The sequence below is a fragment of the Comamonas sp. B-9 genome, from assembly GCF_000410635.1.
In the GTDB taxonomy this organism is placed as follows: Bacteria; Pseudomonadota; Gammaproteobacteria; order Burkholderiales; family Burkholderiaceae_C; genus Comamonas.
Map to the genome: position 1 here is coordinate 20,622 of NZ_KE148545.1, position 24,410 is coordinate 45,031.

Consider the following 24,410-nt stretch of genomic DNA (forward strand, 5'->3'; position numbering starts at 1 on the left):
GGCCCAACCCGCGCCAGCCAGCACTCCCCAGGCCGGCAGCTGCAAGGCGCAAATCCTGCACGTGGATGCGGCACGCGCCAGCGCACTCAACCCGCAGCTGCCAGCCCCGACCGAGGGCTGGGAGCCGGTCACGCTGCCCGATCTCTGGACCCAGCGCTGGCCTGCGCACGATGGCGCCGTCTGGTACCGCATTGCCTGGCAGCGCAGCTGCGCCAGCCCACCACCTGGGCTCGATGCCGAGTCCTCCTCGCCCCCTGAGCCCATTGCATTGGGCATTGATGGCATCAGCGTGGCCGGTGCGGTGTATGTGAACCATGACCTGCTCTGGAGCGATGCCTCCCTGGTCGAGCCGCTGTCACGCAGCTGGAATGTGCCGCGCTGGTGGCTGCTGCCCGAATCGCTGCTGCAGCCCGGGGTCAACACTATCTGGGTGTATGCGGTGGGCCACCGCGCCTTGAGCCCGGGCCTGGGCCAGCTGCGCCTGGGCGCGCCGCAAGAGGTGGCCCAGGTGCAGGCGGGCAAGCAATGGCGCCAGCGCACGGTCTACTTTGTCAATGCCGTGCTGTGTGCGATGGCCGGGGTGCTGTTCTTCAGCATCTGGTTGCTGCAGCGCAAGGCCCGCACCTATGGCTGGTTTGCGCTGATGGCCTTGTGCTGGATGCTGTATTTGAGCACCTACCTGGCGGGCGGCCAGTGGCCCTGGCCGGATTCGCTCACCCGTGCCCGCTTCAGCCTGGTGGCGCTGCTGGGCTATGTGCTGAGCGTGTGCATCTTCACCTTCCGCTTTGGCGCGCAAAAGCTGCCCTGGGTGGAGCGCTTTTTGTGGCTGCTGGCCTTGATCGGTACCGCTATCACCTGTCTGGTGCCGGCCGAGCATGCACGCCAGGGCTTTAGCCTGGTGTGGCAGGGCGCGACGGCGGTGTTCCTGGTCAATGGGTTGCAGTTCCAGCTCCATGCCTGGTTTCCGCGCAAACGGCCGCGCAATCTGGCGCATATCCTGCTCGCCTGCATCTGGCTGCTGCTGACCTTGGTGGCGCTGAACAACCTGTACTCGGTGCTGGACCGCTGGCAGGTGGCGCGCGACTGGGCGGCGCTCAGCGGCGTGCTGGTGATTGGCCTGCTGATGCTGCTCTTGGGCGGCCAGCTGGTGCGGCAGATGCATGAGGTGCGGCGCTTCAACCGCGAGCTCAAACAAGGGGTGGAATCTGCCCGCAGCGAGCTGGCCCAGGCGCTGCAGCGCGAGCATGTGCAGGCGCTGGAGAACGCCAAGCTGCAGGAGCGCATGGCCCTGGCCCATGACCTGCACGACGGCCTGGGCGGTGCCCTGGTGCGCAGCATGGCGCTGGTCGAGCAGGCGGACGAGACCATCAGCAGCGCGCGCGTGCTGTCCTTGCTCAAAAGCATGCGCGATGACCTCAACCAGCTGATCGACTACGGCTCCAGCGCCGGCGCATCGGTGCCCGACACCCCCGTGCAATGGGCCGCGCCGCTGCGCCACCGCATCACCCGCATCCTCGATGAGATTGGCGTGCAAACGCACTGGAGCATTGCCGCGCAGTGGCAGGGCACGGTCGAAGAAGGCAAGCGCCCCAATGCGCTGCAATGCCTGCTGCTGACCCGGCTGGTGGAGGAGGCGCTGTCCAACGTCATCAAGCACAGCCATGCCAGCAAGGTGCGGGTGGAGTACTCGCAGCCCCGGCCCAACCAGCTGCTGGTGCGGGTCGAGGACGATGGCGTGGGCTTTGATGTGCAGGCCGTGCAGCGCGCTGGCCAATCGGTGGGCATGCGCAGCATGGCTGCCCGCGCCGAACGCCTGGGCGCCAGCTTCAGCGTGCAATCGAGCCCGGCCGGCACGATGGTAACGGCGGTGCTGCAGCTGGGGGCGGGGCTGCCTCATACCACCACCGTCACTGGCACGCGCTGAATGCTGCGGCAATCACCAATACGCAGTGTTTCAGGGTGCCAGCACCCCGTCTGGTATCACACTTAAAGCTCGAACGCCCTGCACAGGTCGTCCATTGTGTCTCTGCGCCGTCGGATCTTGGGGCTGTATGTTGTCCTGTTGCAGGCATTCGGTGCCCACCCAGCCGTTACGAGCACCAGGGACCTGGGGTGTGCAAGACGACACTGGCCTCCACGGGGTGCGGCGCACATCACAGGTCAAATCGTAGCCGGGCGTGACAGTGGTGCGGCAGGCGCCCGGTCCGCCGTGCTCCCGCCTGCTCCAGTGGTTCTGGGGGTCGGTACATTCAACCATGTAGTTGCCTTCTAACCCCGCATGGCAGGCGCTGGGGGCGACAGTGCTGCTCAAGGGGCTGCCACGGCCTTCGCAGTAGAGGTCCATCCGCCCGGGTTGGTCATCGCCCTTCCCTGGCTCGCAAAAGGCAACCATTTCTGCGTCCGAACGCTGCGCACACGCGGTATAGATGCCACTGAGCGCATCCCATACCGGTGCGCTGGTAATGGCACAGCTGTTGTCCGTTTCTCCATTGGCGCCGTTGACTGCCACGGACACACAGTTGGCATCCTGGTCCACATCTGCGGGGGCGCTTTGGGTGGCTATGCACCGTTGTCGATACTGCATTTTATGTATGTAGGTCCAGCTCAGGCGCTGCTGGTACAGGTTTTTGGTGACGGTGTGGGTGCCTTGAACATACCAGTACTGGCTCGCTAGCGCCAAGGCCTCCCCATCCAAGACCAATTTCTGGTGGGTGTTACCACTCCTGCTAGTCGCATGAATGGCCGCAAGGCTAGCGGCAGCACTATCTTGAGCATGCGGCAAAATAGGACCGGCGGTCGCCACCTTGGGGCATACCCCCGCCGCCAGTGCCCCCACAACGGCTAATGCACACCGCTTAACCGCTAAGCGCAGAGCCATCAAAGTTCTGAATCCTTGCAGATTCAGCAAACGCAGCTTTGGATAGGCGTAGGCACCGGTCAGCGTGGTCTGTAGCCTGCACAAGGTGCTGCAGTCCTCACACAAGTACAGAGAGGTTGCTTTTGGTCGTAGGGGTCTGGATTGCATCATCCACAAATAATTAATAAATACTATTTTCAATTACATTTTTATAGATTATTTATTAGATCGGATCATAGATGACCTTTTACCCATCAAGCAAAAACAAGTCCATCTGCCGCTACTTTGGGTTTCTAAAATGCTGAAAATTTAAGCAAATTAACATCAATTGACAATGATCAGAAAAGCGAATTTGATATCAGTTTTTTTATAATTTGAGAGCCTTAACAGATATTTGATTGCTCGTATGGGCGACCCTAGCCCACGGTATGTATCAGGCAGAGAGATGGTCAAAGCGTTCACACCGGCGGTCGAATGTGCACCTTCCAAACCAAAAACTGCTGCAAACGCGCACATTGAACAAAGTCAGACCCGCGCCAGATCCCAGCCTGTGTGCGTGATCCACCTGACGCCAAACGGGTGCGTAACGCCATGGAGAATCGTCAAGATGGAGGGCGCTCCGCACCATGGACGGCAGTAGTCCATCGTGGTCGTATACGCCGTCTGTCATGCTGCAGGGACAAACGGCGATCCACTATGGCAGCAGATTGTTTAACCCGCCTGCAACGCCTTGAGCAAGGTAGCAGCGTTGGTCTCGACCATGTCGATGTAGGTGCTGGCAGGGCCGCCGGCGGGCGACAGCGCATCGGAGTACAGGCGCCCACCGATGGCAGCACCGGTCTCGCGGGCAAGTTGCTCCAGCAGGCGCGGGTCGGAGATGTTCTCGACAAAGATGGCGCCAATGCGCTCTTCGCGGACCTGTTTGATGAGGGCCGCCAGATCACGGGCCGAAGGCTCGGACTCGGTTGACAGGCCGCGCACCGGCACAAAGCGCAGGCCATAGGCCTGGGCAAAATAGCCAAAGGCATCGTGGGTGCTGACGACGCTGCGCCGATCGGCCGGCAGCGCGGCAAAGCGCTGGCTCAGGCTGGCATCCAGCGCTGTCAGGCGGGCGATGTACTGCGTGGCCTGCTGGTCGTATTGGGCCGCATTGGCCGGGTCTGCCGTGGCCAGGCCCTTGGCGATATTGCGCACATAGGCGATGGCGTTTTTTACATCCTGCCAGGCATGGGGGTCGTTGGGGCCATGGTGGTGGGCATGGCCGTGTCCATGGTCATGGTCATGCCCTTCCTTGCCAGCGCTGTGGTCATGCCCATGGTCGTGGCCCTGGCCCTTGGGCAAGCTGCGCACGGCAATGCCTTGGGATGCCACGATCTCCTGGCCTTGAAAGCCCGCAGCCTTCTTCAGGCGCGGCAACCAACCCTCAAAATCCAGCCCATTGGCCACCAGCACCTTGGCCTGCTGCAACTGGCGTGCCTGCTGCGGCGTGGGCTCAAACACATGGGCATCGCCGTCAGGGCCGACCAGCGCAGAGACGCTGACCCGATCACCGCCGACCTGGCGCGTCAAATCCTGCAAGATGGAAAAGCTGGCCACCACGGGCAGCGGCTGGCCCGCGGCCCAGACGACGTTGGCAGGCAAGGCGCTGGTCAGCGCCAGCCCCAGCAGCGCGCGGCGGTTCAGGTAAAAGTTGCTCATTCGGATACTCCCATTGGTTCAGACACAGAATCGTTGGCCGGCCGTTGGCGCTGCGCGCGCACGCTGCCCAGCCGCCCCAGGCAGAGCGACAGCAGGTACAGGCAGCCGAGGCTCAAGGTGATGGCGGCCGATGCCGCAATGCCCGCGTGGTAGGACAGCAGCAGGCCGAGCACGCTGCCAGCCATGGCGATACCCATCGACAGCGCCATCTGCAGGCCCACACCGCGCAGCCAGAAGCGCGCGCTGGCGGCGGGCAGCACCACCAGGGCCACCGCCATCAAGGTGCCCAGCGAATGGAAGCCCCCCACCAGATTGAGCACGAGCAGCAGCATGAACAGCGCATGGCTGATGCTGCCCATGCGCCCCTGCAGCCGCAGAAAGCCGGGGTCCAGGCATTCCATCAGCAAGGGCCGGTACACCAGCGCCAGGCCCAGCATCGACAGGCTGGCAATGGTGGCGGTCAGGTACAGGGTGGGATCGTCCAGCGCCAGCACCGAGCCAAACAGCACATGCAGCAGATCCACATTGGAGCCGCGCAGCGAGATCAACAACACGCCCAGCGCCAGCGAGATCAGGTAGAAGCCGGCAAAGCTCGCGTCCTCGCGCAAGGCGGTGTAGCGGGTCACCACGCCCGAGAGCATGGCCACGATCAGGCCAGCCGCCAGGCCGCCGATCGTCATCGCCGGCAAGGACAGGCCAAACAGCAAATAGCCCAGGGCGGCCCCTGGCAAGATGGCATGCGACATCGCATCGCCCACCAGGCTCATGCGGCGCAACAGCAAGATGGTGCCCAAGGGTGCGGCGCCGGCGCTCAAAGCCAGGCAACCGGCCAACGCGCGGCGCATAAAGCCGTAGTCCACAAAGGGCTGCCACAACAGCTCAGCGATCATGCGCGCCTACTGGCACCTGCGCGCGCAGCCAGGCACGGCAGCACATCGGCGCTTGCACCCCAGGCCAGCTGGATGCCTGCCAGCGCCAAGGCCTGCGGAAAAAACGCTTCCACCATCTCGCGGTCATGCAGCACGGCCAGCACGGTGCGGCCCCGCGTATGCCATTGCTGCAACAGCTGCAGCAGCACATCGATGGAGGGCTCATCCACGCCGGTGAAGGGCTCGTCCAGCAGGATCACCGGCGGGTTCTGCACCCAGAGCCGGGCAAAGCGCATGCGCTGGAACTGCCCGCCCGAGAGCTCGGCAATCCAGCGCGGCTGCCAGCCCTGCAGGCCCACTGTCGCGAGCGCTGCGCTGATCTGCGCCCGCTGTGCATCGCTAACGGCCCCCAGCGCACCCGTCTGCGCCCACAGGCCCATGCTGACAAAGTCTTCCACGCTGATGGGAAAGTCACGTTCCACCTCGCAGGCCTGCGCCAGGTAGCCCAGCGCCGCACGCGGATAGCGACAGCGCAGCGCCCCCTGCATAGGCGCAAGCTGCCCCAGCAAGCCCTTGAGCAAGGTCGATTTGCCGCCGCCATTGGGGCCGACGATGGCCGTCATCGAGCCGGCCGCAAACTGCCCACTGACACCGCGCAGCGCCAGCTTGCCGCCATAGCCCAGGCCCAGGTTGGAGAGTTCAAAATCGATGCCATGCACTGCCGCCGCCGGCAGGCTGGGAACAGACTGCATCATGGCTGCTGCACCGCCCATAGCACCACGCCCCAGAGCAGCGCGCTCAGGCCCAGCGCCAGCAGGCAGCGCGAAAGCGCAGACGCCTGCAAGGCGCTGCGGCGCCTGGTTGTTTGTATTGATCCCATAGCTCGCCCATTCGCAGGTGCCATGCCGCCCAGTCAAGCTGGCAACATCGGCGATGCACCTGCAGCATTTTCAAAATGTGATGTTATAACATCAAATGAAAATACCAACAGAAAATGCGCAGCCCAGCCTGGCGCAGGCCGCCATGCACCGAAGCAGAAAAATCGTGTGTTGTGAGAAGAGAAGGAGGCTGGCCGAGGCGCTTAGAACCTGTTCAAAGTCTCCTCGCGCCGCGACAGTGTCTTTGCGAGATGGGATGCTAGGGGGGCGCCCAGCCGCGCAATACCGCAGCAATAGCCCAGCTATTGCGAGGATTTGCAACGACGCAGACCGCTCGCAAAGCCACTGTCCCTACGAGTTGGAGTGAAATCGGGCGATTTATGCACGCTGGCCCCTGCTTGCAACCCGGTGCAAGCTGCGTTCCATCCCTTCGAACTCATCCCGATTGCACTCCAACGCGGCTGCGTAGAGACTTTGAACAGGTTCTTAGGCCGCCGGTGCCGCAGCGCAGCGGCTGCAAATGCCATGCATCTCGACATGGGTGCTGCTGGGGCGGAAGCCGTTGGCCTTCGACCAGGTCTTGAGGCGCCGCTCCACCGCAGGCTCCAGGAACTCATCGACCTGACCGCAGGTATCGCAGATGGCAAACACCACCAGACCATGGTCATGCCCTTCGGCATGGGTATGTGCGCAGACCACAAAGGAGTTGAGGCTTTCCACCCTGTGCACCAGACCGTATTCGATCAGCTTGTCCAGCGCGCGGTACACCTGCTGGGGCGCGCGCAGGCCTTCGTCACGCAGCTGGTCGAGCAGCGCATAGGCACTGGCCGGATTGGCCTCGCGCGCAAGCGCTTGCAGCACCAGGGCTTGGTGCTTGGTCAACTCGGGCTGGGGCGTTTTGGCGGCTGTGGACATGGTGACAACAAAGGCAGAGGCCCGAGTTTAGCCGGTCTGCTGCGCAGGCGCTGCCAGCGGGGGCACCGCAGCGGCGCCCTCCTGCTTTTGCTCCTGCGCCGCCTGCACCAACCAGCGCTGCACCGCCTGCCAATGCGCATCGCCGTACAGGCGCCTGAAGCGCTGGGTTTCTTCCAGCCCCGGATTGCGCCACACCGCCAGGCGTTGCGCGATGAAGTCGGCGCTCAAGGGAATGCCGCATTCAACCGTGATGCAGTGCCGCCACTGCGCGTAAGTTCTTGGAATCATCAGTGTTCTTTCCACATCTCAACGGCTGCCAGCCCCGGTCCCCCGTGAACGCTTGAGAAAAATCAGCTTCAATTTGTTATGTTATAACATATCACATCCGCAACACACGCACCACCCAACGCTGGCTTTGGCATGCAGCAAGCCACCCAAGCCAGCGCCAACCCCGCATTCCACGATGACTTCCAGCACCCTCTCCTACCCACTGGCCACGACACGCCCCCCCAAACTCCCCGTCACCGTGCTCTCCGGATTCCTGGGCGCCGGCAAAACCACCCTGCTGAACTACATCCTGAACAACCGCGAAGGCCGGCGCGTGGCGGTTATCGTCAATGACATGTCCGAGGTCAACATCGACGCAGCCCTGGTGCGCCAGGGCGGGGCGGAGCTGTCGCGCACCGATGAGAAGCTGGTGGAGATGAGCAATGGCTGCATCTGCTGCACCTTGCGCGAGGATTTGCTGCTGGAAGTCAGCCGTCTGGCCAGCGAAGGCCGCTTTGACCAGCTGGTGATCGAATCCACCGGCATCTCCGAGCCCCTGCCCGTAGCAGAGACCTTTACCTTTGCCGGCGAGGACGGCCGCAGCCTGGGCGATGTGGCGCAGCTCGACACGATGGTCACCGTGGTCGATGCCTTCAATCTTTTGAGCGACTACAGCTCGCGCGACCAGCTGCGGGCACGCGGCCAATCGCTGGGCGATGAGGACCAGCGCACCGTCGTTGACCTGCTGGTCGAGCAGATTGAGTTCTGCGATGTGATCGTGCTCAACAAGGCCGACCTGGTGTCTGACGCCGAGCGCGAGCAACTGATGGGCATCCTGCGCGGCCTGAACCGCCGCGCCCGCATCGAGCTGGCCGAGTTTGGCCAGGTACCCCTGCACAAGGTGCTGCAAACGGGTCTGTTCGATTTTGAGCAGGCCTCCCAGGCCCCCGGCTGGCTGCAGGAGCTGCGCGGCAGCCACCAGCCGGAGACGGAGGCCTACGGCATTGGCAGCTTTGTCTACCGCGCCCGCCGCCCCTTCCATCCCGAGCGCTTTTTTGCGCTGATCAACCAGGAATGGCCGGGGGTCGTGCGCTCCAAAGGCTTTTTCTGGCTGGCCAGCCACCCCACGTTGGCAGGCCAGTGGTCACAGGCCGGTGCGGTGGCGCGCCACAGCGCCGCCGGCTACTGGTGGGCCGCCGTGCCACAAGAGCGTTGGCCGCAAGACGAAGAGGCGCTAGCCCTGATCCGCAAAGCCTGGGACGAGCGCGTGGGCGATGCGCGCCAGGAGCTGGTGCTGATCGGTATCGATATGGATGAGGCTGCGCTGCGTGCGCAGCTGGACAGTTGCTTGCTCAGCGATGCGGAGATGGCGCAGGGGCCTGGGGTGTGGACGGGGTGGCGGCATTCGTTTGTGGATTGGCCTGATAGCAAGATCTAACCAGGCCTAACCAGGCCTAACAAGGTCTAGGACCTTTACCGCCTTACAGCGCCTTATAGACAGCCAAGGTCTCCGCTGCGCAGCGCTGCCAGGAGTAGGTGGCTGCACGCGCCAGGCCCTTGGCGCTGGCATCACGCAGCCACACCTCATCACCCAGATGGCTTTGCAGGCCCCGCAGAATGTCGTCCACATCCAGCGGGTTGACCAGGGCCGCTGCGCCGCCAGCCACCTCGGGCATGCAGGAGGCGTCAGACGTCAGCACCGGCGTGCCGCTGGCCATGGCCTCCACAATCGGCAGCCCAAAGCCTTCGTAGAGCGAGGGGTAGGCGAACAGGCGCGCGCCCGCATAGAGCATGGGCAGGTCGGCCTGGTCGACATAGGACAGGTAATGCAGCCAACCCTCGTTGGCGGCTTGCTCCATGCGGCGGTGTACGTCTTCCGATTTCCAGCCCTTGCCACCCGCCAGCACCAGCGGGCAAGCCTTGCGCAAGGCCGGGTCCAGCTGCTCGTAAGCTTGCAGAAAACGGCCGATGTTTTTGCGCGGCTCAATGGTGCCCACATACAGCGCGTAGCTGCGCGGCTGCAGCCCATGCTTGGCCAGTACCTGTGCCAATTCAGCATCGCTGCGCGGGTGGTAGGCGGCATCCATGCCCAGACCAATGGCAGTGACCTTGTCCGCTGACCAGCCAAAGTGCTGGATGAACTCCTGGCGCACGGTTTCCGTGTCGGTGATGACATGCGTCGTGTTACGCAGGCTGCTGCCAAAGGCAATGTTCATGAAGTCCACCCGCGCCTGTGGGTGGAACTCCGGGTAGAACACATGCGAGAGGTCATGCACGGTGTTGACCGTTCTCCCAGGAAAATCCGGCACCAGTAAATTGGGAGAATGAAAAATCGCCTCTGACTGCCCGCGCAATTGCCAGCGCGACAGGGTAGGCACCAGAGCCTGATAAATACGTACGGCTACGCGGTTGGCAGAAAGAACTCTGCGCACCTTTGAGGTCTTCGGGAGAAAAGTGCTAGTAGATACGCGCTGCTCCTCCTGAGCCTTGCCTAGGCTTGAAGGCTTGGCATCCAGCGAGGCCAGCGGGTCAGCCACCCAACGGCCCAAAGAGAAGTAGCGCAAACAATCCACATCGGAGTGCTGACGCAGCTGGCTTGCCAGCTCATAGCTGTAGCGCCCAATGCCGGTCAACGGCGCATGGAGTGCATCCGCACCCAAGATAATGTCTAAACCACCCATGTTGTCCTTTGAGCATCTAGCATCCAACGCAAGGTGTCTACCAATTGGTATCTTCGCCACTCACCAATAGTTTGTTCCAATGCAGTGGTGTCAGCCCGCAAGATACGCACTTCGTTGGCTCGCACAAAGGCAGGATTCACCCGTACCTCCATCCCATGCCCGCTGATCTGCTGCACTTGCGCCAATACGTTGCGCAACGACCAAGTGCGGCCCGAACCCACATTGAACACCCTTCCCACCGCAAGGCCTTGCGCCGCGCTATCGAGCAGCCGCACATAGGCAGCGGCCACATCGCGCACATCCGAGAAATCGCGGTCCACATCGAGGTTTCCCAGCTCAATCACCTCGGCTTTGCGCAGAGCATGCTCCACGATCTTGGGAATCAGAAACTGCGGCGACTGGCCCAGACCCGTGTAATTGAAAGGCCGCACCAACACCACCGGCAACTGCGGCAGCCACAGCCGCGCCATGTATTCCATCGCAAGCTTGCTCACCGCATAGTCATTGGCAGGGTTGGCGGTAGTGCTCTCGGGCAAGGCACCTTCATGGCTGTTGCCGTAGATATTGGCGCTACTGGCCAGCAGCACGCATTGCGGCTTGACTGGCAAGGTGCTCAAGGCTTGCAACAAATGCCGTGTGCCCACTACGTTGACGTGGTAAAAGTCATCCGCCGAGCCATGGCCCACAAAGGCGATGGCAGCCAGATGCACCACGGCCTGCGGCTCCACTTGGTGCACGGCGCGTTGCAAGGCAGCGTCGTCCAGCAGATCCGCCTGCAGGCACTGCGCTGCTGGAATCAGCCCAGCGCCCTCGGGTGGCGAGCGATCGAGCGACCAGACATCCCAGCCAGCAGCGCGCAGCAAGGGCACCAGATGCTGGCCGGTAAAGCCTTGCGCACCCGTCAGAAGCACCCGCTTTTGCGCTGCTGCACCCACGGCATTGGCAGCGGCGTTCATCAGAACGAGAACCCGACCTGGTTGCGGCGCATATCGGCCTCAACCATCATCTGGCACAGCTGCTCCAGCGAGGTTTGCGGCTCCCAGCCCAGCTTGGCCTTGGCCTTGGCGGGGTCGCCAATCAGCAACTCCACCTCGGCAGGACGGTAGAACTTGGGATTGACCCTCATCACCGTCTTGCCGGTGGCAGTATCAATGGCGGTCTCATCCTCAGCCTTGCCTTGGAAATCCACATCCATACCGGCGCCCTTGAACGCCATGCGCACAAAATCGCGCACGGTCTCGGTGCGGTTGGTGGCCAGCACAAAGGTGTCAGGCGCATCGGCCTGCAGCATGCGCCACATGCCTTCGACATACTCCTTGGCAAAACCCCAATCCCGCTTGGCATCGATATTGCCCAGTTCCATCACACCCAGCTTGCCCAGCTTGATCTTGGCCACGCTGTCGGTGATCTTGCGGGTGACGAACTCGCGACCGCGCAACGGGCTTTCGTGGTTGAACAGAATGCCGCTGGCGCCAAAGATGCCATAGCTCTCGCGGTAGTTCACCGTCATCCAATGCGCATACAGCTTGGCAACGCCATAGGGGCTGCGCGGGTAGAACGGCGTGTCTTCCTTCTGCGGCACCGCCTGCACCTTGCCAAACATCTCGGAGGTGCTGGCCTGGTAGAAGCGGATCTTGGGGTTGACGATGCGAATGGCCTCAAGCAGGTTCACAGCGCCCAGACCGGTGATTTCTGCCGTGGTTACCGGTTGCTCAAACGACACGCCGACAAAGCTTTGTGCCGCCAGGTTGTAGACCTCGGTGGCTTCCGTGGTCTGCAGCAGGCGGATGCTGGATGACAGATCGGTCAAGTCGTACTCGACCAGATGCAGGTTCGGATCGTTTTGGATACCCAACTCTTCGATGCGCCAGAAGTTGACCGAGCTGGTACGGCGGAACGTGGCATAAACGGTGTAACCCTTGGAGAGCAGTAGCTCGGCCAGATAGGCCCCGTCTTGGCCGGTAATGCCGGTAATGATGGCTTTTTTCATGACAAATTTCTCATTGAATCTATGGAACCACGGTTGCCTGCTGGAGAGCCATTGCAAGGACAGAAACCCGCCTGACTATGCAGTATTTTTCCCCTGAGGCACTGGCGAAACCTCGCCCAATTTGTAATCAAAATTAAAACTCTTTGTCTGCTCCATATCGTCGGCTACGTGTCTGCCCATGGAATAAAGCGATAGGCTTAATGCTGTCCCGCGCGATTGAATGACTTCATGTCGTAGCCCGCCAAGGACAGCTGCGTATTTGCACTCACGTAAAGGCGGATCTCCAGATCCTGCACCGCATTCGCTAGATGAATCGGTTCTTGGACCAGCACCCCTGGACGCGATGCGTCCGGCTGCCCGATGAGGAACTTCCCATGGTTGAGCGATCCATTGCCGCTGACCACGTCGACCCATGCACCTGCCGGCAATGGCGCTTCACCTCGTACCTGTAGCAGGTAATCACCAGACTCCATCGGTGCATAGGGCCCAAAGTGCATGAAGCCAGCCTTGCCGGAAGATACCAACTGATCGTCTTGCAGGCGACCCACCTGGGTAAATGGCAATTTGGAGAAACGCTGAACCTTCAAGCATCTCTGCTCCAAGCAATAGTCTTGTTGGATCTGCTCTGCAAATTCCTGGCGCTGCGCAGCAGAGACACCCCCGGCCTTGAGCCTCACGGCGGCATACAAAGCCTCCTCGGTCACGCTGACATAGGCAGAATCCTTTAATTCCTGGATCTTGGGTGCCAATGCCATTTTTTCTGATGCCGGGTACGGCCAGCGGTGTGCCGCCCACAGCATGTCGATGTAAGGGACGACCACGGCGTCTGCGTCGCCGTTCATCAGCAGGCTGGTGACGCGGATGGAAAAGTCCTCCGGGCTGGTGCCCTGTGGCACCGCCTTCAAGACACCCGGCCAGAATGGTCGCGCATCCTCATAGTTCTTGTCACCGCCAACATTGTAGGTAACGATATTTAATTTCCCCGCCACATAATTCACCAGAAAATCGTTTCTCCAAGGCAGGAAGACCACTTTCTCTCGCGGCTTCAAATAGTCTCCCATCTTCAGCACCAGATCATGGTCAATCTGCATGAACTGCGAACGATAGGCTTTGTACAACACATATTTTTTAGGCAAGTCTGGCAGGTTCAGCGCGGTGATGCACAGCATCGACAGAGCGGCAGCTGTCGTCAGTCCCCTGCGCTGTTTTCCAGAAAGCGCGACCACCATCAGGGCCCAGGCACCAAAGAAGCCCAAGGCACCCCAGCGGTAGCTGGCACGCATATTCTTGAAGCCCGGGAGATTTTCAGAAAGAAGTCCCGATCCCGTCGGGGCGATGGCATACCGGGCCTCCATCAAGTCGGGCGTTTCAGGGCTTGGCTTGACCGAGTTGAATTTCAGCGAGGGCCCCATGGCCATATAGAAACCAAACAAGGCCACCACCATCAGCGGATATTTGTATTGGCTTTTCAGCAAGAAGCAAAAAACAGTAGCAAACACCAGCAAAGGCAGGCAGAACGTCGTGATCCAGACCGATGTGTCGCCGAAATATTCGTTCATGGACCTGGCTCTGCTCCAGCCCATCAGATCGGCAAGCCAATGCACCCCTTTGGACGGGATCAGGAAAAAGCTGATGTCGGCACCCCAGCCTCGGAAGAAATCCAGATTGGCGGCACTGTACTGCCCCTTGCCAATATAGAGCGCAAACAACACATAGGCGATGGCAAAACACAGGCCATGCACCAGCAAATGCGCCAAGCCGGCCGTTTTTCTCCAGTAAGCAGCGATGGCCACGATGCTGGCAGCTACCGCAAACATCATGAAACTGTAGCCGTCCATAAAAATGGACAGTACGCAAACCAAGGCATAAAGAGCTGCTTTGCCCTTGGCGCTGGCGAAGGGTGCATTAAAGAATCGCCATGCCGCCCAGACATAAAACGGCAGCAGCGCAATACCTGTCGAGAGCATCGAATAGGCGACATGGTTCCAGACCATGGGCATGGTTCCCCATGCCAGTGCTGCGAGTATCGACAAAGATGCAGAGACATCCCATGCCCGGGACAGTTGGTAAGCGCCCCAGAAAGCCAACGCGAGCCAAAATGCCACCATCAAGGCATAGGCATCAGCGGCATGCAGCCCCAGGCTGATGAACACCCCAGCCAGCCATGCGCCAGCCAAACCGAAAGCCATCGCGGCGGGATGGGGCGCGCCAAAATTGTGGGCATGGATACTGAGCATGGACTCATTCGCAAACGAATGAGAAAAGCCGGTGGTCCATACCGCTTGACCAAGGGTCGGGATGCCCACAAAAGGAAGTGCACCATTGACAAAAAGCACAAACAGACAGGCAGCTGCATAAACACCAGCCAGACCCATGCCCGATACCGACATCCCCGGCTTGGGAAAAGAAAAACGCATATATTTTTTATGAGCTCAGGCTGGGCTGCGCTTCATTGCACAACTGACGCCGAAAAAAAGCAGATCACCGATCACGGTCATCATACGCCCCACCACAATGGTGAACACCAACTGACCTGGTGGTACCCAGGCACCCAATAGAAACAACAGCACCGCCTCTCGAACACCCACGCCAGCGGGGGCCCCCGGGGTGACCAAGCCAATCAGCCATGCCAACACATAGGCCCCTGCCACGCCAGCGACCGGCAGCGGCGTGGCATGGCTGATATTTTGCAAAATCAGCCAGAAAATCAGGCCAGACACCAACAGAAATAGCGTGTGCATTCCCCACGCGGCAGCCAGTTTTGCAGAGAAAAAGTGGTGGATGCCCCATGCCAAAGCGCTGATCGTCGCGATAAAGAGCAGCAAGGCCATCCATCCGGTCAGCCAGCCGAGCAACAGTGGCAAGGCCAGAATCCCATAGCATGCGCCAACCAGCGCCAGCAAGCCCAACTCATAGAGGGTGGATTTCAGCAAAGCGCGCGCTTCCAGGCCAGCGGCCATACCGATGGCTTGCCGCCCCGCAAATTGAAAGATATTGCCCGGTACATATTTGGCCAACTGCGAAACGCCATAGGCTCGAATCGCCCACGGGGTTGCGACAGGTGCATCAAAGAAAGCCAGTATTTTTTGCCAGGCCAGTGCCAGAAGGACATTGGCCGCGCCATACACACACACAGCCAATACCATCCAGAAAATTTCTCGGGATGAGAAATGCGCGATGCTAATTTGGTCAGCGTATTTATAGAGCCGCGCTGCAACAAAAAATATACCTAGAACACCCAGCACCCCGCCTATCAGGTGCAGGTATTTTTTGGAGAATAATTTGGCAGGCATCAAGTGGAGGACTGGAATTTTTTACATCGCAGCATGGTCCACGGCAAAGGCTTGCAGACCTCCTGGACCTCAAAATATTCGGAGACGAGGTGGACAAATTTATCGCTGGACCAGTGCTGGATATGCCCGGGTGTGTTGCCCAGATCTCCCCAGTACTTGCCTCGGGCCATGTTCAGCGCACACCAGATGGGCTCCCGCGGGACGCTCAGAATGACATGTTCCTGGGCCACCCGCTGGAGCGCCTCCAGACCCGCCCGGGGATCTTCCAGATGCTCGAGCACCTCGCAGCACACCACCAGCTCTGCGCCGTCACTGGCGGGCACGAGATCATAGATGCTGCGCTGGGAGAATATGGAGGGTGAAATCCCTTGCGACCTTGCGTTGTCCTGCGCAAGCGCAATCACTTGCTCAGAAAAGTCGCTGCCTCTGGCATCCATGCCCTGCCGATTCCAACCCAAGGTCCAATAGCCTTCACCACAGCCCACCTCATGGATCGTCTGCGCACCGGTCTTCTTCACCAGCGATGACAAGGTATCGGAGAAACCTTGCACCATTCGACGCGCTATCGGATTTTTCGAGGAGTATTTATCATAATTATTCCCCACGACAATACCCTGCTCCTGCAAGCCTCCGGAAATCTTCATCCCTGGGTTTTCCTTTCGCTGTCGCTGTGCAACACAGCTTTCGCACTGCTCTGCAGCTTCAATTCAAAACGCATGTCTTCCATCAGTTTGCGGTTGGCCGCCTGCAGATCTGCGAGGAAAGCCACCAGGAAGGTTTGAAAGCCCATCCCCAGCAGTACACCGGAAAGGATCAGCGACTGGATGTTTCCAGAGCCTTCCCCGTGAAAATACCGCCATAAAAATCGCAGGCCAATCAAAAAACCCAAGCCAAAAAGTATCGATCCGATGGAAATGAAAAACTTGAAGGGCTGGTAGATGATGAAAATGCGAATGATGGTGACAATGCTGCGCTTGATGTAGGAGCTGATGCTCTTGACCAAACGAGAGGGGCGCAGATCACCATTGACGCGGATGGGCACCGAGGTGATGGCCATGTTCTTTTGGCCCGCCTGGATGATGGTTTCCAGCGTGTAGGTGTAGTCATTGAAGACCACCAAACGCTGCGCGGCCATGCGGCCCATGGCACGGAAACCGCTGGGAGCATCGGGTATATCGGTATTGCTGGCAACCCGCACCACCCAACTACCGAGCTTCTGCAGCATTTTCTTGAGGGGTGAGAAATGCGCAATGGTTTCTATCGGCCTCGCACCCACCACGATGTCCGCGGTGCCAGCAACGATGGGGGCGGTCAGCAGTGGAATATCTTGCGCGTTGTACTGGTTGTCGGCGTCTGTATTGACGATGACATCGGCGCCCAGACGGAGGCAGGCATCCAACCCCGTCATGAAGCCGCGTGCCAGCCCTTGGTTACGCGTGTGGCGAACGATGTGGTCCACGCCATTTTCCTGGGCCACGCGCACGGTATCGTCTGAGCTGCCGTCGTCGATGATCAACCATTCCACGGCGTCGAATCCCGCGACCTGACGAGGCAGTGCCTGCAATGCAATGGCCAAGGTGCCGGCTTCGTTGAGGCAAGGTATTTGAATGATCAGCTTCATGGAGTGCTTTCTTCTTGTGGCAGGCATTGGCGATACAGCGCAGGGCGCGAGACGCGTGTGGTCAGATGCGGCGGCGGATTGCCTTGCACCAGCTCAAACAGATCTTGGGCACTCTGCTTCCAACTGAACCAAGTCATCTCCTCTGAGCCCGGGTGTTCCTTGGCTTCATAGAGGCTTAGCCAATGGCGCAGCGCCTGCGCGAGCTGCTCGGCATCCGTTGCATTAAAGTAGTAGGCATACTCGCCAGCCACTTCCCGCAGCACTGGCAGATCACGCGCAATGATGGGCAATCGATGCCGGGCAGCCTCAATCAAAGGCAGACCAAAACCTTCTCCGACAGATGCAGCCAGCAGGCAGTCTGCGTGCTGGTACAGCTGAGTCAGGTACTCATCACTGATGCCATCGAGCCAGAAAAGACGCTGATTGCGCTCAGGGTGGTCGTGCAGACGCTGTGCCAGTTCTTCCATGTGCCAGCCCAGCTTGCCAACCAGCACCAGATTCACATCGCACTGGGTCTGCCACAGGACCTCCATGGCATCCAAAGCCTGAACATGGCCTTTGCGAGGCTCCAGGGTGCCGACCATCAGAAAGGTGGGACGCTCTGATAGCTGCCCTAAGATGAAGTCCGCATCTTCTGGCATGCCCGTACTGGGCAAGGAACTGTGGATGTCTGCGCCCAGGTGGAACACGCCCACCTCCGGCTTGCGGCCGTCTGGCGCCTGCACAGCCATCCAGGCCTGCAGTGCTTGCGCTGTGGCATGAGATACACAAATGACGGTGTCGCCTGCTGCTGCTACTTGCAGCCATGCCTCGTGGTTTGCAACCGCGCGTTCCTGGAAAAAAGCAGGCATGGTCACCGGCAGGATGTCGTGCACCAGGAATTGCAGCGTCACGCCTCTCTCACGCATCCTCTGGTAGAAGGGCTGCTGGAAGATCTGCACCTCATGCTGCATGTCCAGTACAAAAAAATGATCACCGCAGTAAAAATCGATCGGTGCATCGTCTTCTGAGGCCTGCGCTGCGAGCTGACCATCCTGGGACAAAAATGATTTGGCGAAGCGGGCGGCATAGCGGTAGCCCAGTTCGGTGTCATTGGCATACACCAAGCGCACATCGAATTTCTCCGAAGAATACGATAGCCACTCTTTCAGAATGCTGCGTACCACCCGCTGGATACCTGAACGCGAGTCGCGCTGCACCAGCTCGGAAACATCGACCAGCAGCTGTGGCCTGCTGAGCTGCACATTCCGGGCCATGATTTGCGACAAGCGCAGCAAATCCAGCTTCTGCTTGTCCCGCTTCAGGATCTCCACCACATGGTGATGGAGGCCAGCGTGCTCTGTCGGCTCGACATGCGGGGGCGCTCCTGCACGTTGGGCATTTTCATACAGCGCCTCCAGGGCCTTAATACTGCGCCGTGCAGAGGCTTCCCAGGAGAACTGCGCAGCCTGGATCAGGGCATGGGTCTTCAGTTCGGCATGCAACGTCTGGTTGTTCAGGACCTCCTGTATCTTGTCCGCGATCGACTGGGGCGAATAGGGGTCAAATAACGCGCGTTCAAAACCAATCACTTCGGGAACGCTGGTGTTGTTGGAGCCAATAACGGGAGCACCACAGGACATCGCCTCCAGCACCGGCAAACCGAAGCCTTCATGCCAGGACGGGAATACGTAGAGATCGCAAATGCTGTACAGCCCGATGAGATCTTCGTCGCTGACACGCCCAGTGATGATTACGTCGGCCTTGTTCAAGCGAAGCTTGCGTACATAGCCTTCGAATTTCTGGCGATGCGCCAAAGGCAGCCCACCCACCAGTACCAGCTGGTACGCCTCCCGCATAGATGCGGGTAACAAACTGTAGGCTTCTATCAAACCGAGGTGATTTTTCCGATCATCGGTAGCACCGGAATACATCAGGAACGCCCCCTTGATCCCCAGGCGCCGCTTCAGCGCCTCCTTGGCGTCCTGATCCAGTGCAAGCGGTTGGAAGCAATCGTCTGCCGCCGCAGAAATATTCACCACCTTGCCTTCTTCAAAGGCCAGGTGGTCTATGGCCTCCTGTCGTGATGAACTGGAGATCGCCAGCAGCAAATCGGCACGTTTCAGATGCTCTATTCTTTCGCCGTAGGACTTTTTGAATCGGGGGTTAGGGTCGAGATAGATGTCCTTCTGGATCAGCGGAATCAGGTCGTAGAAAGTGGCCGCTACCAGCGGCGATTTTTCATAGGCCCTGATGCTGTGGACGGCATTGTCCCCAAAACCCTCGAACAGACTCGTAATGTGCAGAACATCGGGCTGCAGTTGGTGGATGACATCTTCTCTGATGGCCTCCGCAATATGCCGCCGCTGCTGATTGTCGGCAACATCCATCGCCACGGGCGCCAGGGCATGCCAGGTACGGATGTTCTTGCGCGGCAGAAGACCGGCGAAGGCCTGCTGGATAGGTGCAATCGTCTCCGGGAACATGCTATTGAGCAGCAGAATGATTTCGTGTTCGCCCCGGTGGCGGACCATGGCCTGGGCCAGCGCCATGCTGTACCGGCCAATACCTCGCAGGCGGCTGCTCGTCTGTGCACCCTGCATGTCAATGACGATCCGCATGCGGGCCTCCCTTGCTATCCTGGCGCGGCTCTGTGTCCAGATTTAAATCCGTATATATCCTTCGCGCCTGGGGCGTCAACTCCGCCCAGGTCATCGCCGGCTCCTGCTGTGCAGCCTCTGACTGCTCCACCATGCCATGGTTGCGCCCCACCGCCAGCAAGCGGGCATGCAAACCCGGTGCAAATCGGATGAGTCCGATATTGATCAGGTTACTCAGACGGGGATGACGCAGTACCTGCGCCATCATCCAAACGATGGATGGTTGTACTTTGCTGCCAGCATCAGGCTCTTGGAGCCCTTGCCTGATCCCGACAAGGCCGCCCATAGCGCAACGCAACGGTGCAGTCAAACGCCATGACCAGCTGCTACGCAACGCAGCGTTATCCGCTTCCAGCGCTGCTGCCAATTGCATCTTTTCCTCAACGCACTCTGATAGCCGGGAAAGGCTGATTAACTGCATCTCCGTGCTGGCAATGCGTTGGCTAAGTTCAGTCAACTTGCTGTCGTAGCGCTGAGCCAACTGATGGATTTGCAGGCCATAAGAGGCCTCAAACACCGCATCAAAACCGGCCATCGCCTCAGGCGCAGCGTGCTTCTGGGCCACGATGGCATAGTCCGGACTGGCACCGCCCAACACATCCATCAGTCCGATGTCCCTCTGCGCATACAGGCTGGGAGACTCCTGCAAACGCAGTGTTCCAACCCGCGCAAAATTCTGGTGTTCGGCGAGGAAACTCAGCAGCAAAGGTGGGATTGGCCGTTGGTGCGTCGGGTCCATGTAGAAATTGCAGCTACCAACAACCAGATTTTCGGGGTTCGGCGTTTCCAGGATCAACAAGCCACCGGGCTTGAGTACCCGCATCGCCTCCATCACCAGCTTTTCCAGATCTGCAAATTCCAAGTGCTCCGCGATATGAAAGCCGGACACGATGCTCAGCGACTCAGATTCTTGATCAGCCAACTGCACAAGCGCACTGCGCTGCGACACTGACAAGCCCAACGAGACACAGGCCTCCAGCATGCCGGCATCCAGGTCCACGCCATGCGCTTGAAAACCAAGCTGGCCCAACCACTCCAACCACTCACCACGGCCACAGCCCAGATCCAGGGCCGCCGCTGGCGGGTGCAGCGCCAGCAGCGGTTTGATATAGGGAAGATAGACTTGGAGACGTTCACGAATCAATTCGCGCGAGCCACGGTGGCGATCTTCAAAGGCGCGATAAAAACCAGCAACACTCATCTTTTACATTCCACGTCAGGAGGTAACCAATTGAGCCCCTCAAACGGTTGTCGATCGATATTGACCACGTTGAACATCAGCGCCAGATCCTGCCACTCATAGTTGGCAGCGAGATGGGAGTCCGAGGTATGCAGCGCGGTGGACACCGAATACGATCCCAGGCCCATATTGGCCGGGAAGGAGAACCGCAAATTCAGTGTCTCGCCCTGCTTGAGCTGCTTCAAGTCCGTGCCCAGGTGGTAGGTGTTGGTGCCAAAGACCGGCTGACCCAGACGATCCTTGATCATGTAGCCCAGTACCAGCTCGGGCAAGTCGGCATGCAGGCGGATTTGCACGTCCAGCTGGACTGGCTCGCCCACATTCACATATTCAACAGCCTCGCCTTTGGCATTGAGCAGCCTGATGCCCTGGACCCGAGCTTCTCCTGTCCCCGACCGGGTTTGTGCGCGCCCATCTTGCAGCCGCTTGACCTCCACCGTGGCGTTTTCCTTTTCCGCGATCAAGGCGTTGTAATAGTCCATCACCTCTTCCGGAGCACCATCCTTGATGACAAAGCCGCGCTCCAACAAAATGGCACGGTCACACAGGCTCTGGATGGCGCCACGGTCGTGCGAGACGATCAACAGCGACGTTCCCAGTTGCCGAAACTCCCGAATCTTGCTGAAGCTCTTGTGCTGGAAGTAGGCATCGCCCACCGACAAGGCCTCGTCCACGATCAGCAGGTCGGGGCGCACAGCGGTGGCGACGCTGAATGCCAGGCGCATCTGCATGCCGCTGGAATACATGCGCACGGGGCGGTCGATGTAGTCGCCAATCTCAGCAAACGCTTCAATGGCGGGCAAACTGGCAGCAATTTCTTCCTGTTTCAAGCCCAGCAACTGCCCTGCCATGAAAACGTTCTGCCGGCCCGTGAAGTCGGGGTGAAAACCCATGCCCAGCTCCAGCAAAGCTGCCACACGGCCCTGGCTGCTGATCTTTCCCTGAGTGGGCTGTGTGGTTCCGGTGATGATCTTGAGCAAGGTGCTCTTGCCGGCGCCATTGACACCGATGATGCCCACCGCCTCGCCCGGTTGCACCGTGAAATTGATGTCACGCAGCACCCAGGTTTTTTCGTGGCTGGTGCGTTGCGTGATCCACTCCCAGGCCCGCATCCATTTGCTGGGGTAGCGTTTGTAGGCCTTGCCGATATTGGTAACAGTCAGCGCAGTCATCACAGCTCATCCACCAGCTCACCCACGCGGGCCTGGAAAAAGTAAGCGCCCAGCAGCAGAAAGCCCGCAGTCAGCATCAGCAATGGCAGCAGCGGGCCAAAGGCTGGCAGCGTCTTGTCCAGAAAGATCTGCTGGTAGGCGGCCATCAAGGGCTGCATGGGGTTCAGCGCCACCAGACTCCGCACCTGGGGCGGCAACGCAGGCAGGGTATAGACGATCGGCGTCAACCAGAACCAGAACTGCAGCACCACCCCGGTGAGTTGGCCCACGTCCCGGAAGAACACATTAAGCGTGCCCAGAAAAACGCCCAGACCCAAGGCAAACAGGATCTGCAATGCCAGCAGCGGCAGCACCGCCAGCAGCGCAATACCCGGCCAGTGGCCAATGAGTGCAAGAAATGCCAGGTACAGCGCAAAGACGATGCCAAAGTTGATCAACGCCGAGACGGTGACGATGACGGGCAGGCAGATCCTGGGGAAATTGGATTTCTTGATGAGGTTGCCATGCTCCAGGAACACATTGTTCAGCCGGGACAGCATCTCGGCAAACAGGCTCCAGGTGACGACACCGGCGCACAGGTAGATGCTGAAGGCGAAAGGCGTCTGCTCATGGCCGGGCAAGGTGTTGCGCATCAGCTGCCCAAACACCACCGTGTAGATGATGATCATCGTCAGCGGATTGGCCACCGACCAGAAAGCACCCAGCAGCGACTCTCGGTATTTGCCATGGAACTCGCGCATGACGCTGCTCCACACAAAACTGCGGTACGCCCATAGCGCACGCATCATCGACAAGCCCGGCAAACTCATTTGCCGCTCACCAGATCGGGCGCACGCCCATAGGTATCCTCAAACCGAACAATATCATCCTCACCCAGGTAGCTGCCCGACTGCACTTCAATGATTTCTAGTGGCACCATGCCGGGGTTGGCCAGCCGGTGCACATGGCCCAGCGGAATATAGGTTGATTCGTTTTCGCTGAGCAGAAAGGTCTGGTCGCCCTTGGTCACCTCCGCCGTACCTTTGACCACAATCCAGTGCTCGGCACGGTGGTGGTGCATCTGCAAACTCAGTTGTCCGCCCGGATTGACGACAATACGCTTGACCTGGAAACGGCTGCCGCTGTCGATGCTGTCGTACCAGCCCCAGGGGCGGTGCACCTTGCGGTGGGCCGAGGCCAGGCTACGGTTCTGGGCCTTGAGCTCAGCCACCACTTTCTTCACATCCTGGGTACGGGATTTGTCGGCCACCAATACCGCATCGGGGGTCTCGACGATCACCACATTGTCCATTCCCACGGCAGCGATCAGGCGGCTTTCGGAGAACAGCAGGCTGTTGTTGGTGTCGATGGCCAGGGTCTCGCCACTGCCGGCATTGCCTTGTGCATCACGCGGCAATACATCCCACAGGGCATCCCAGGCCCCCAAATCGGACCAGCCGGCATCGAGCGGCACTACGCGTGCGGGCACACCCAGCTCGGGGCGAACCGGCAACTTTTCCATCACCGCATAGTCGATGGAATCGGCTGGGCAGGCGCCAAACAGTTCGGCATGGGGGCGGATAAAGTCCATATCTCGGCTGCTCTGCGCCATGGCCTGCTCGCAGGCCTGTAGCATCGTGGGCTGCAGGGCGGCCATGGCCTTGAGCCACTGGTCGGCACGCACCATGAACAGACCGCTGTTCCACAGGTACTGGCCGCTGCGCAGGTACTGCTCGGCCAGTTCCAGGGTTGGCTTCTCGGCAAAGCTCTCGATGCCAAAAGCACCATTGCTGTCTGCAGCGCCCTTTTGGATATAGCCATAACCCGTCTCGGGGCGGTTGGCCACAATGCCAAAAGTCACCATCGCGCCTTCGCTGGCCAGCGGCCAAGCCGCTTCAACGGCTCGGTGCAATTGCTCGGGGCGCGTCATCACATGGTCGGCCGGCATGGCCAGCAATACCGCATCGGCGTCTGCAGCCAAGGCGGCCAAGGTCAGCGCAGGGGCAGTATTTCTACCAGCGGGCTCCAGCACCAGCTTGGCATCAGCAATACCTTGCTCCTGCAATTGCTGTGCGGCCAAAAAGCGGTGGTCGGCATTGCACACCAGCACAGGGCTGGTTTGCGTAATGCCGGGGTGGACGCCATTCAAGCGCAGCGCCGTGTTCTGCAACATCGACTGGCCATCGCCTCCCAGGCTCAAAAACTGCTTGGGATAGTGCTCGCGCGACAAAGGCCACAGGCGGGTTCCACTGCCACCACACAGAATGACAGGCGTTAGTTTTGGCATTCGAATCAATCTCGGTAAATAGGA

The 24,410-nt window shown here is 59.8% G+C and carries 19 protein-coding genes; 2 read left to right on the forward strand and 17 right to left on the reverse strand.

Translation table 11 applies throughout. The annotated features are described in order from the left end of the window. On the forward strand, positions 1–1,924 hold a 1,924-nt coding region (locus H928_RS26870), incomplete at its 5' end, for an ATP-binding protein (RefSeq protein WP_084635745.1). A gap of 1,644 nt (positions 1,925–3,568) precedes the next feature. On the opposite strand, the gene H928_RS0108950 is transcribed toward H928_RS26870, so the two are convergent. The 5 genes from H928_RS0108950 to H928_RS26885 all read right to left on the reverse strand — a co-directional run bounded on the left by H928_RS0108950 (position 3,569) and on the right by H928_RS26885 (position 7,505). Then, complete coding sequence (locus H928_RS0108950) at positions 3,569–4,555, reverse strand: metal ABC transporter substrate-binding protein (RefSeq protein ID WP_021026183.1); 987 nt, start codon at positions 4,553–4,555, stop codon at positions 3,569–3,571. Continuing rightward, positions 4,552–5,445: a metal ABC transporter permease gene (locus tag H928_RS26875; RefSeq protein ID WP_021026184.1), complete on the reverse strand. Its 894-nt coding sequence runs from the start codon at positions 5,443–5,445 to the stop codon at positions 4,552–4,554. The genes H928_RS0108950 and H928_RS26875 overlap by 4 nt, the downstream gene beginning before the upstream one ends. Beyond that, positions 5,442–6,176: a metal ABC transporter ATP-binding protein gene (locus tag H928_RS26880; protein ID WP_052329879.1), complete on the reverse strand. Its 735-nt coding sequence runs from the start codon at positions 6,174–6,176 to the stop codon at positions 5,442–5,444. The genes H928_RS26875 and H928_RS26880 overlap by 4 nt, the downstream gene beginning before the upstream one ends. Positions 6,177–6,788: 612 nt before the next feature. Continuing rightward, positions 6,789–7,217 carry a Fur family transcriptional regulator gene (locus H928_RS0108965; protein ID WP_021026186.1) on the reverse strand — a complete coding sequence of 143 codons (429 nt, stop codon included), beginning with the start codon at positions 7,215–7,217 and terminating at the stop codon, positions 6,789–6,791. A gap of 27 nt (positions 7,218–7,244) precedes the next feature. Continuing rightward, positions 7,245–7,505 carry a hypothetical protein gene (locus H928_RS26885; RefSeq protein ID WP_021026187.1) on the reverse strand — a complete coding sequence of 87 codons (261 nt, stop codon included), beginning with the start codon at positions 7,503–7,505 and terminating at the stop codon, positions 7,245–7,247. A gap of 175 nt (positions 7,506–7,680) precedes the next feature. On the opposite strand from H928_RS26885, the gene zigA reads away from it, so the two are divergent. Then, positions 7,681–8,922, forward strand: a complete 1,242-nt coding sequence (zigA, locus tag H928_RS0108975) for a zinc metallochaperone GTPase ZigA (RefSeq protein ID WP_021026188.1) — start codon at positions 7,681–7,683, stop codon at positions 8,920–8,922. A 43-nt stretch (positions 8,923–8,965) separates the two neighbouring features. On the opposite strand, the gene H928_RS0108980 is transcribed toward zigA, so the two are convergent. The 12 genes from H928_RS0108980 to H928_RS0109035 form a co-directional block, all read right to left on the reverse strand. Then, positions 8,966–9,793 (reverse strand): glycosyltransferase family 1 protein, encoded by an 828-nt coding sequence (locus H928_RS0108980; protein WP_158400500.1) that lies wholly within the window; start codon positions 9,791–9,793, stop codon positions 8,966–8,968. A 359-nt stretch (positions 9,794–10,152) separates the two neighbouring features. Continuing rightward, on the reverse strand, positions 10,153–11,121 hold the full coding sequence (locus tag H928_RS0108985; RefSeq protein ID WP_021026190.1) for an NAD(P)-dependent oxidoreductase: 969 nt from the start codon (positions 11,119–11,121) through the stop codon (positions 10,153–10,155). Then, positions 11,121–12,155 (reverse strand): GDP-mannose 4,6-dehydratase, encoded by a 1,035-nt coding sequence (gene gmd, locus H928_RS0108990; protein WP_021026191.1) that lies wholly within the window; start codon positions 12,153–12,155, stop codon positions 11,121–11,123. The genes H928_RS0108985 and gmd overlap by 1 nt, the downstream gene beginning before the upstream one ends. A 197-nt stretch (positions 12,156–12,352) precedes the next feature. Further along, the gene (locus H928_RS0108995; RefSeq protein ID WP_148293102.1) at positions 12,353–14,572 is read right to left on the reverse strand and encodes a hypothetical protein; all 2,220 of its coding nucleotides are present in this window, start codon (positions 14,570–14,572) and stop codon (positions 12,353–12,355) included. A 15-nt stretch (positions 14,573–14,587) separates the two neighbouring features. Beyond that, complete coding sequence (locus tag H928_RS0109000; protein WP_027010734.1) at positions 14,588–15,448, reverse strand: lysylphosphatidylglycerol synthase domain-containing protein; 861 nt, start codon at positions 15,446–15,448, stop codon at positions 14,588–14,590. Beyond that, on the reverse strand, positions 15,448–16,092 hold the full coding sequence (locus H928_RS0109005; RefSeq protein ID WP_021026193.1) for a bifunctional 2-polyprenyl-6-hydroxyphenol methylase/3-demethylubiquinol 3-O-methyltransferase UbiG: 645 nt from the start codon (positions 16,090–16,092) through the stop codon (positions 15,448–15,450). The genes H928_RS0109000 and H928_RS0109005 overlap by 1 nt, the downstream gene beginning before the upstream one ends. Next, entirely contained in the window at positions 16,089–17,069 is a 981-nt protein-coding gene (locus H928_RS0109010) for a glycosyltransferase family 2 protein (RefSeq protein WP_027010735.1), read from the reverse strand. Before H928_RS0109010 ends, H928_RS0109005 begins: the two co-directional genes overlap by 4 nt. Then, on the reverse strand, positions 17,066–19,669 hold the full coding sequence (locus H928_RS26890; protein ID WP_084635742.1) for a glycosyltransferase family 1 protein: 2,604 nt from the start codon (positions 19,667–19,669) through the stop codon (positions 17,066–17,068). Before H928_RS26890 ends, H928_RS0109010 begins: the two co-directional genes overlap by 4 nt. Next, the gene (locus H928_RS30725) at positions 19,653–20,909 is read right to left on the reverse strand and encodes a bifunctional 2-polyprenyl-6-hydroxyphenol methylase/3-demethylubiquinol 3-O-methyltransferase UbiG (protein WP_021026194.1); all 1,257 of its coding nucleotides are present in this window, start codon (positions 20,907–20,909) and stop codon (positions 19,653–19,655) included. The genes H928_RS26890 and H928_RS30725 overlap by 17 nt, the downstream gene beginning before the upstream one ends. Then, positions 20,906–22,120, reverse strand: coding sequence for an ABC transporter ATP-binding protein (locus H928_RS0109025; RefSeq protein WP_021026195.1), 1,215 nt, complete (start codon positions 22,118–22,120; stop codon positions 20,906–20,908). The genes H928_RS30725 and H928_RS0109025 overlap by 4 nt, the downstream gene beginning before the upstream one ends. Next, on the reverse strand, positions 22,120–22,929 hold the full coding sequence (locus H928_RS0109030) for an ABC transporter permease (RefSeq protein WP_043339388.1): 810 nt from the start codon (positions 22,927–22,929) through the stop codon (positions 22,120–22,122). Before H928_RS0109030 ends, H928_RS0109025 begins: the two co-directional genes overlap by 1 nt. Then, positions 22,926–24,386 carry a mannose-1-phosphate guanylyltransferase/mannose-6-phosphate isomerase gene (locus H928_RS0109035; RefSeq protein ID WP_021026197.1) on the reverse strand — a complete coding sequence of 487 codons (1,461 nt, stop codon included), beginning with the start codon at positions 24,384–24,386 and terminating at the stop codon, positions 22,926–22,928. Before H928_RS0109035 ends, H928_RS0109030 begins: the two co-directional genes overlap by 4 nt. Positions 24,387–24,410 lie beyond the last annotated feature (24 nt).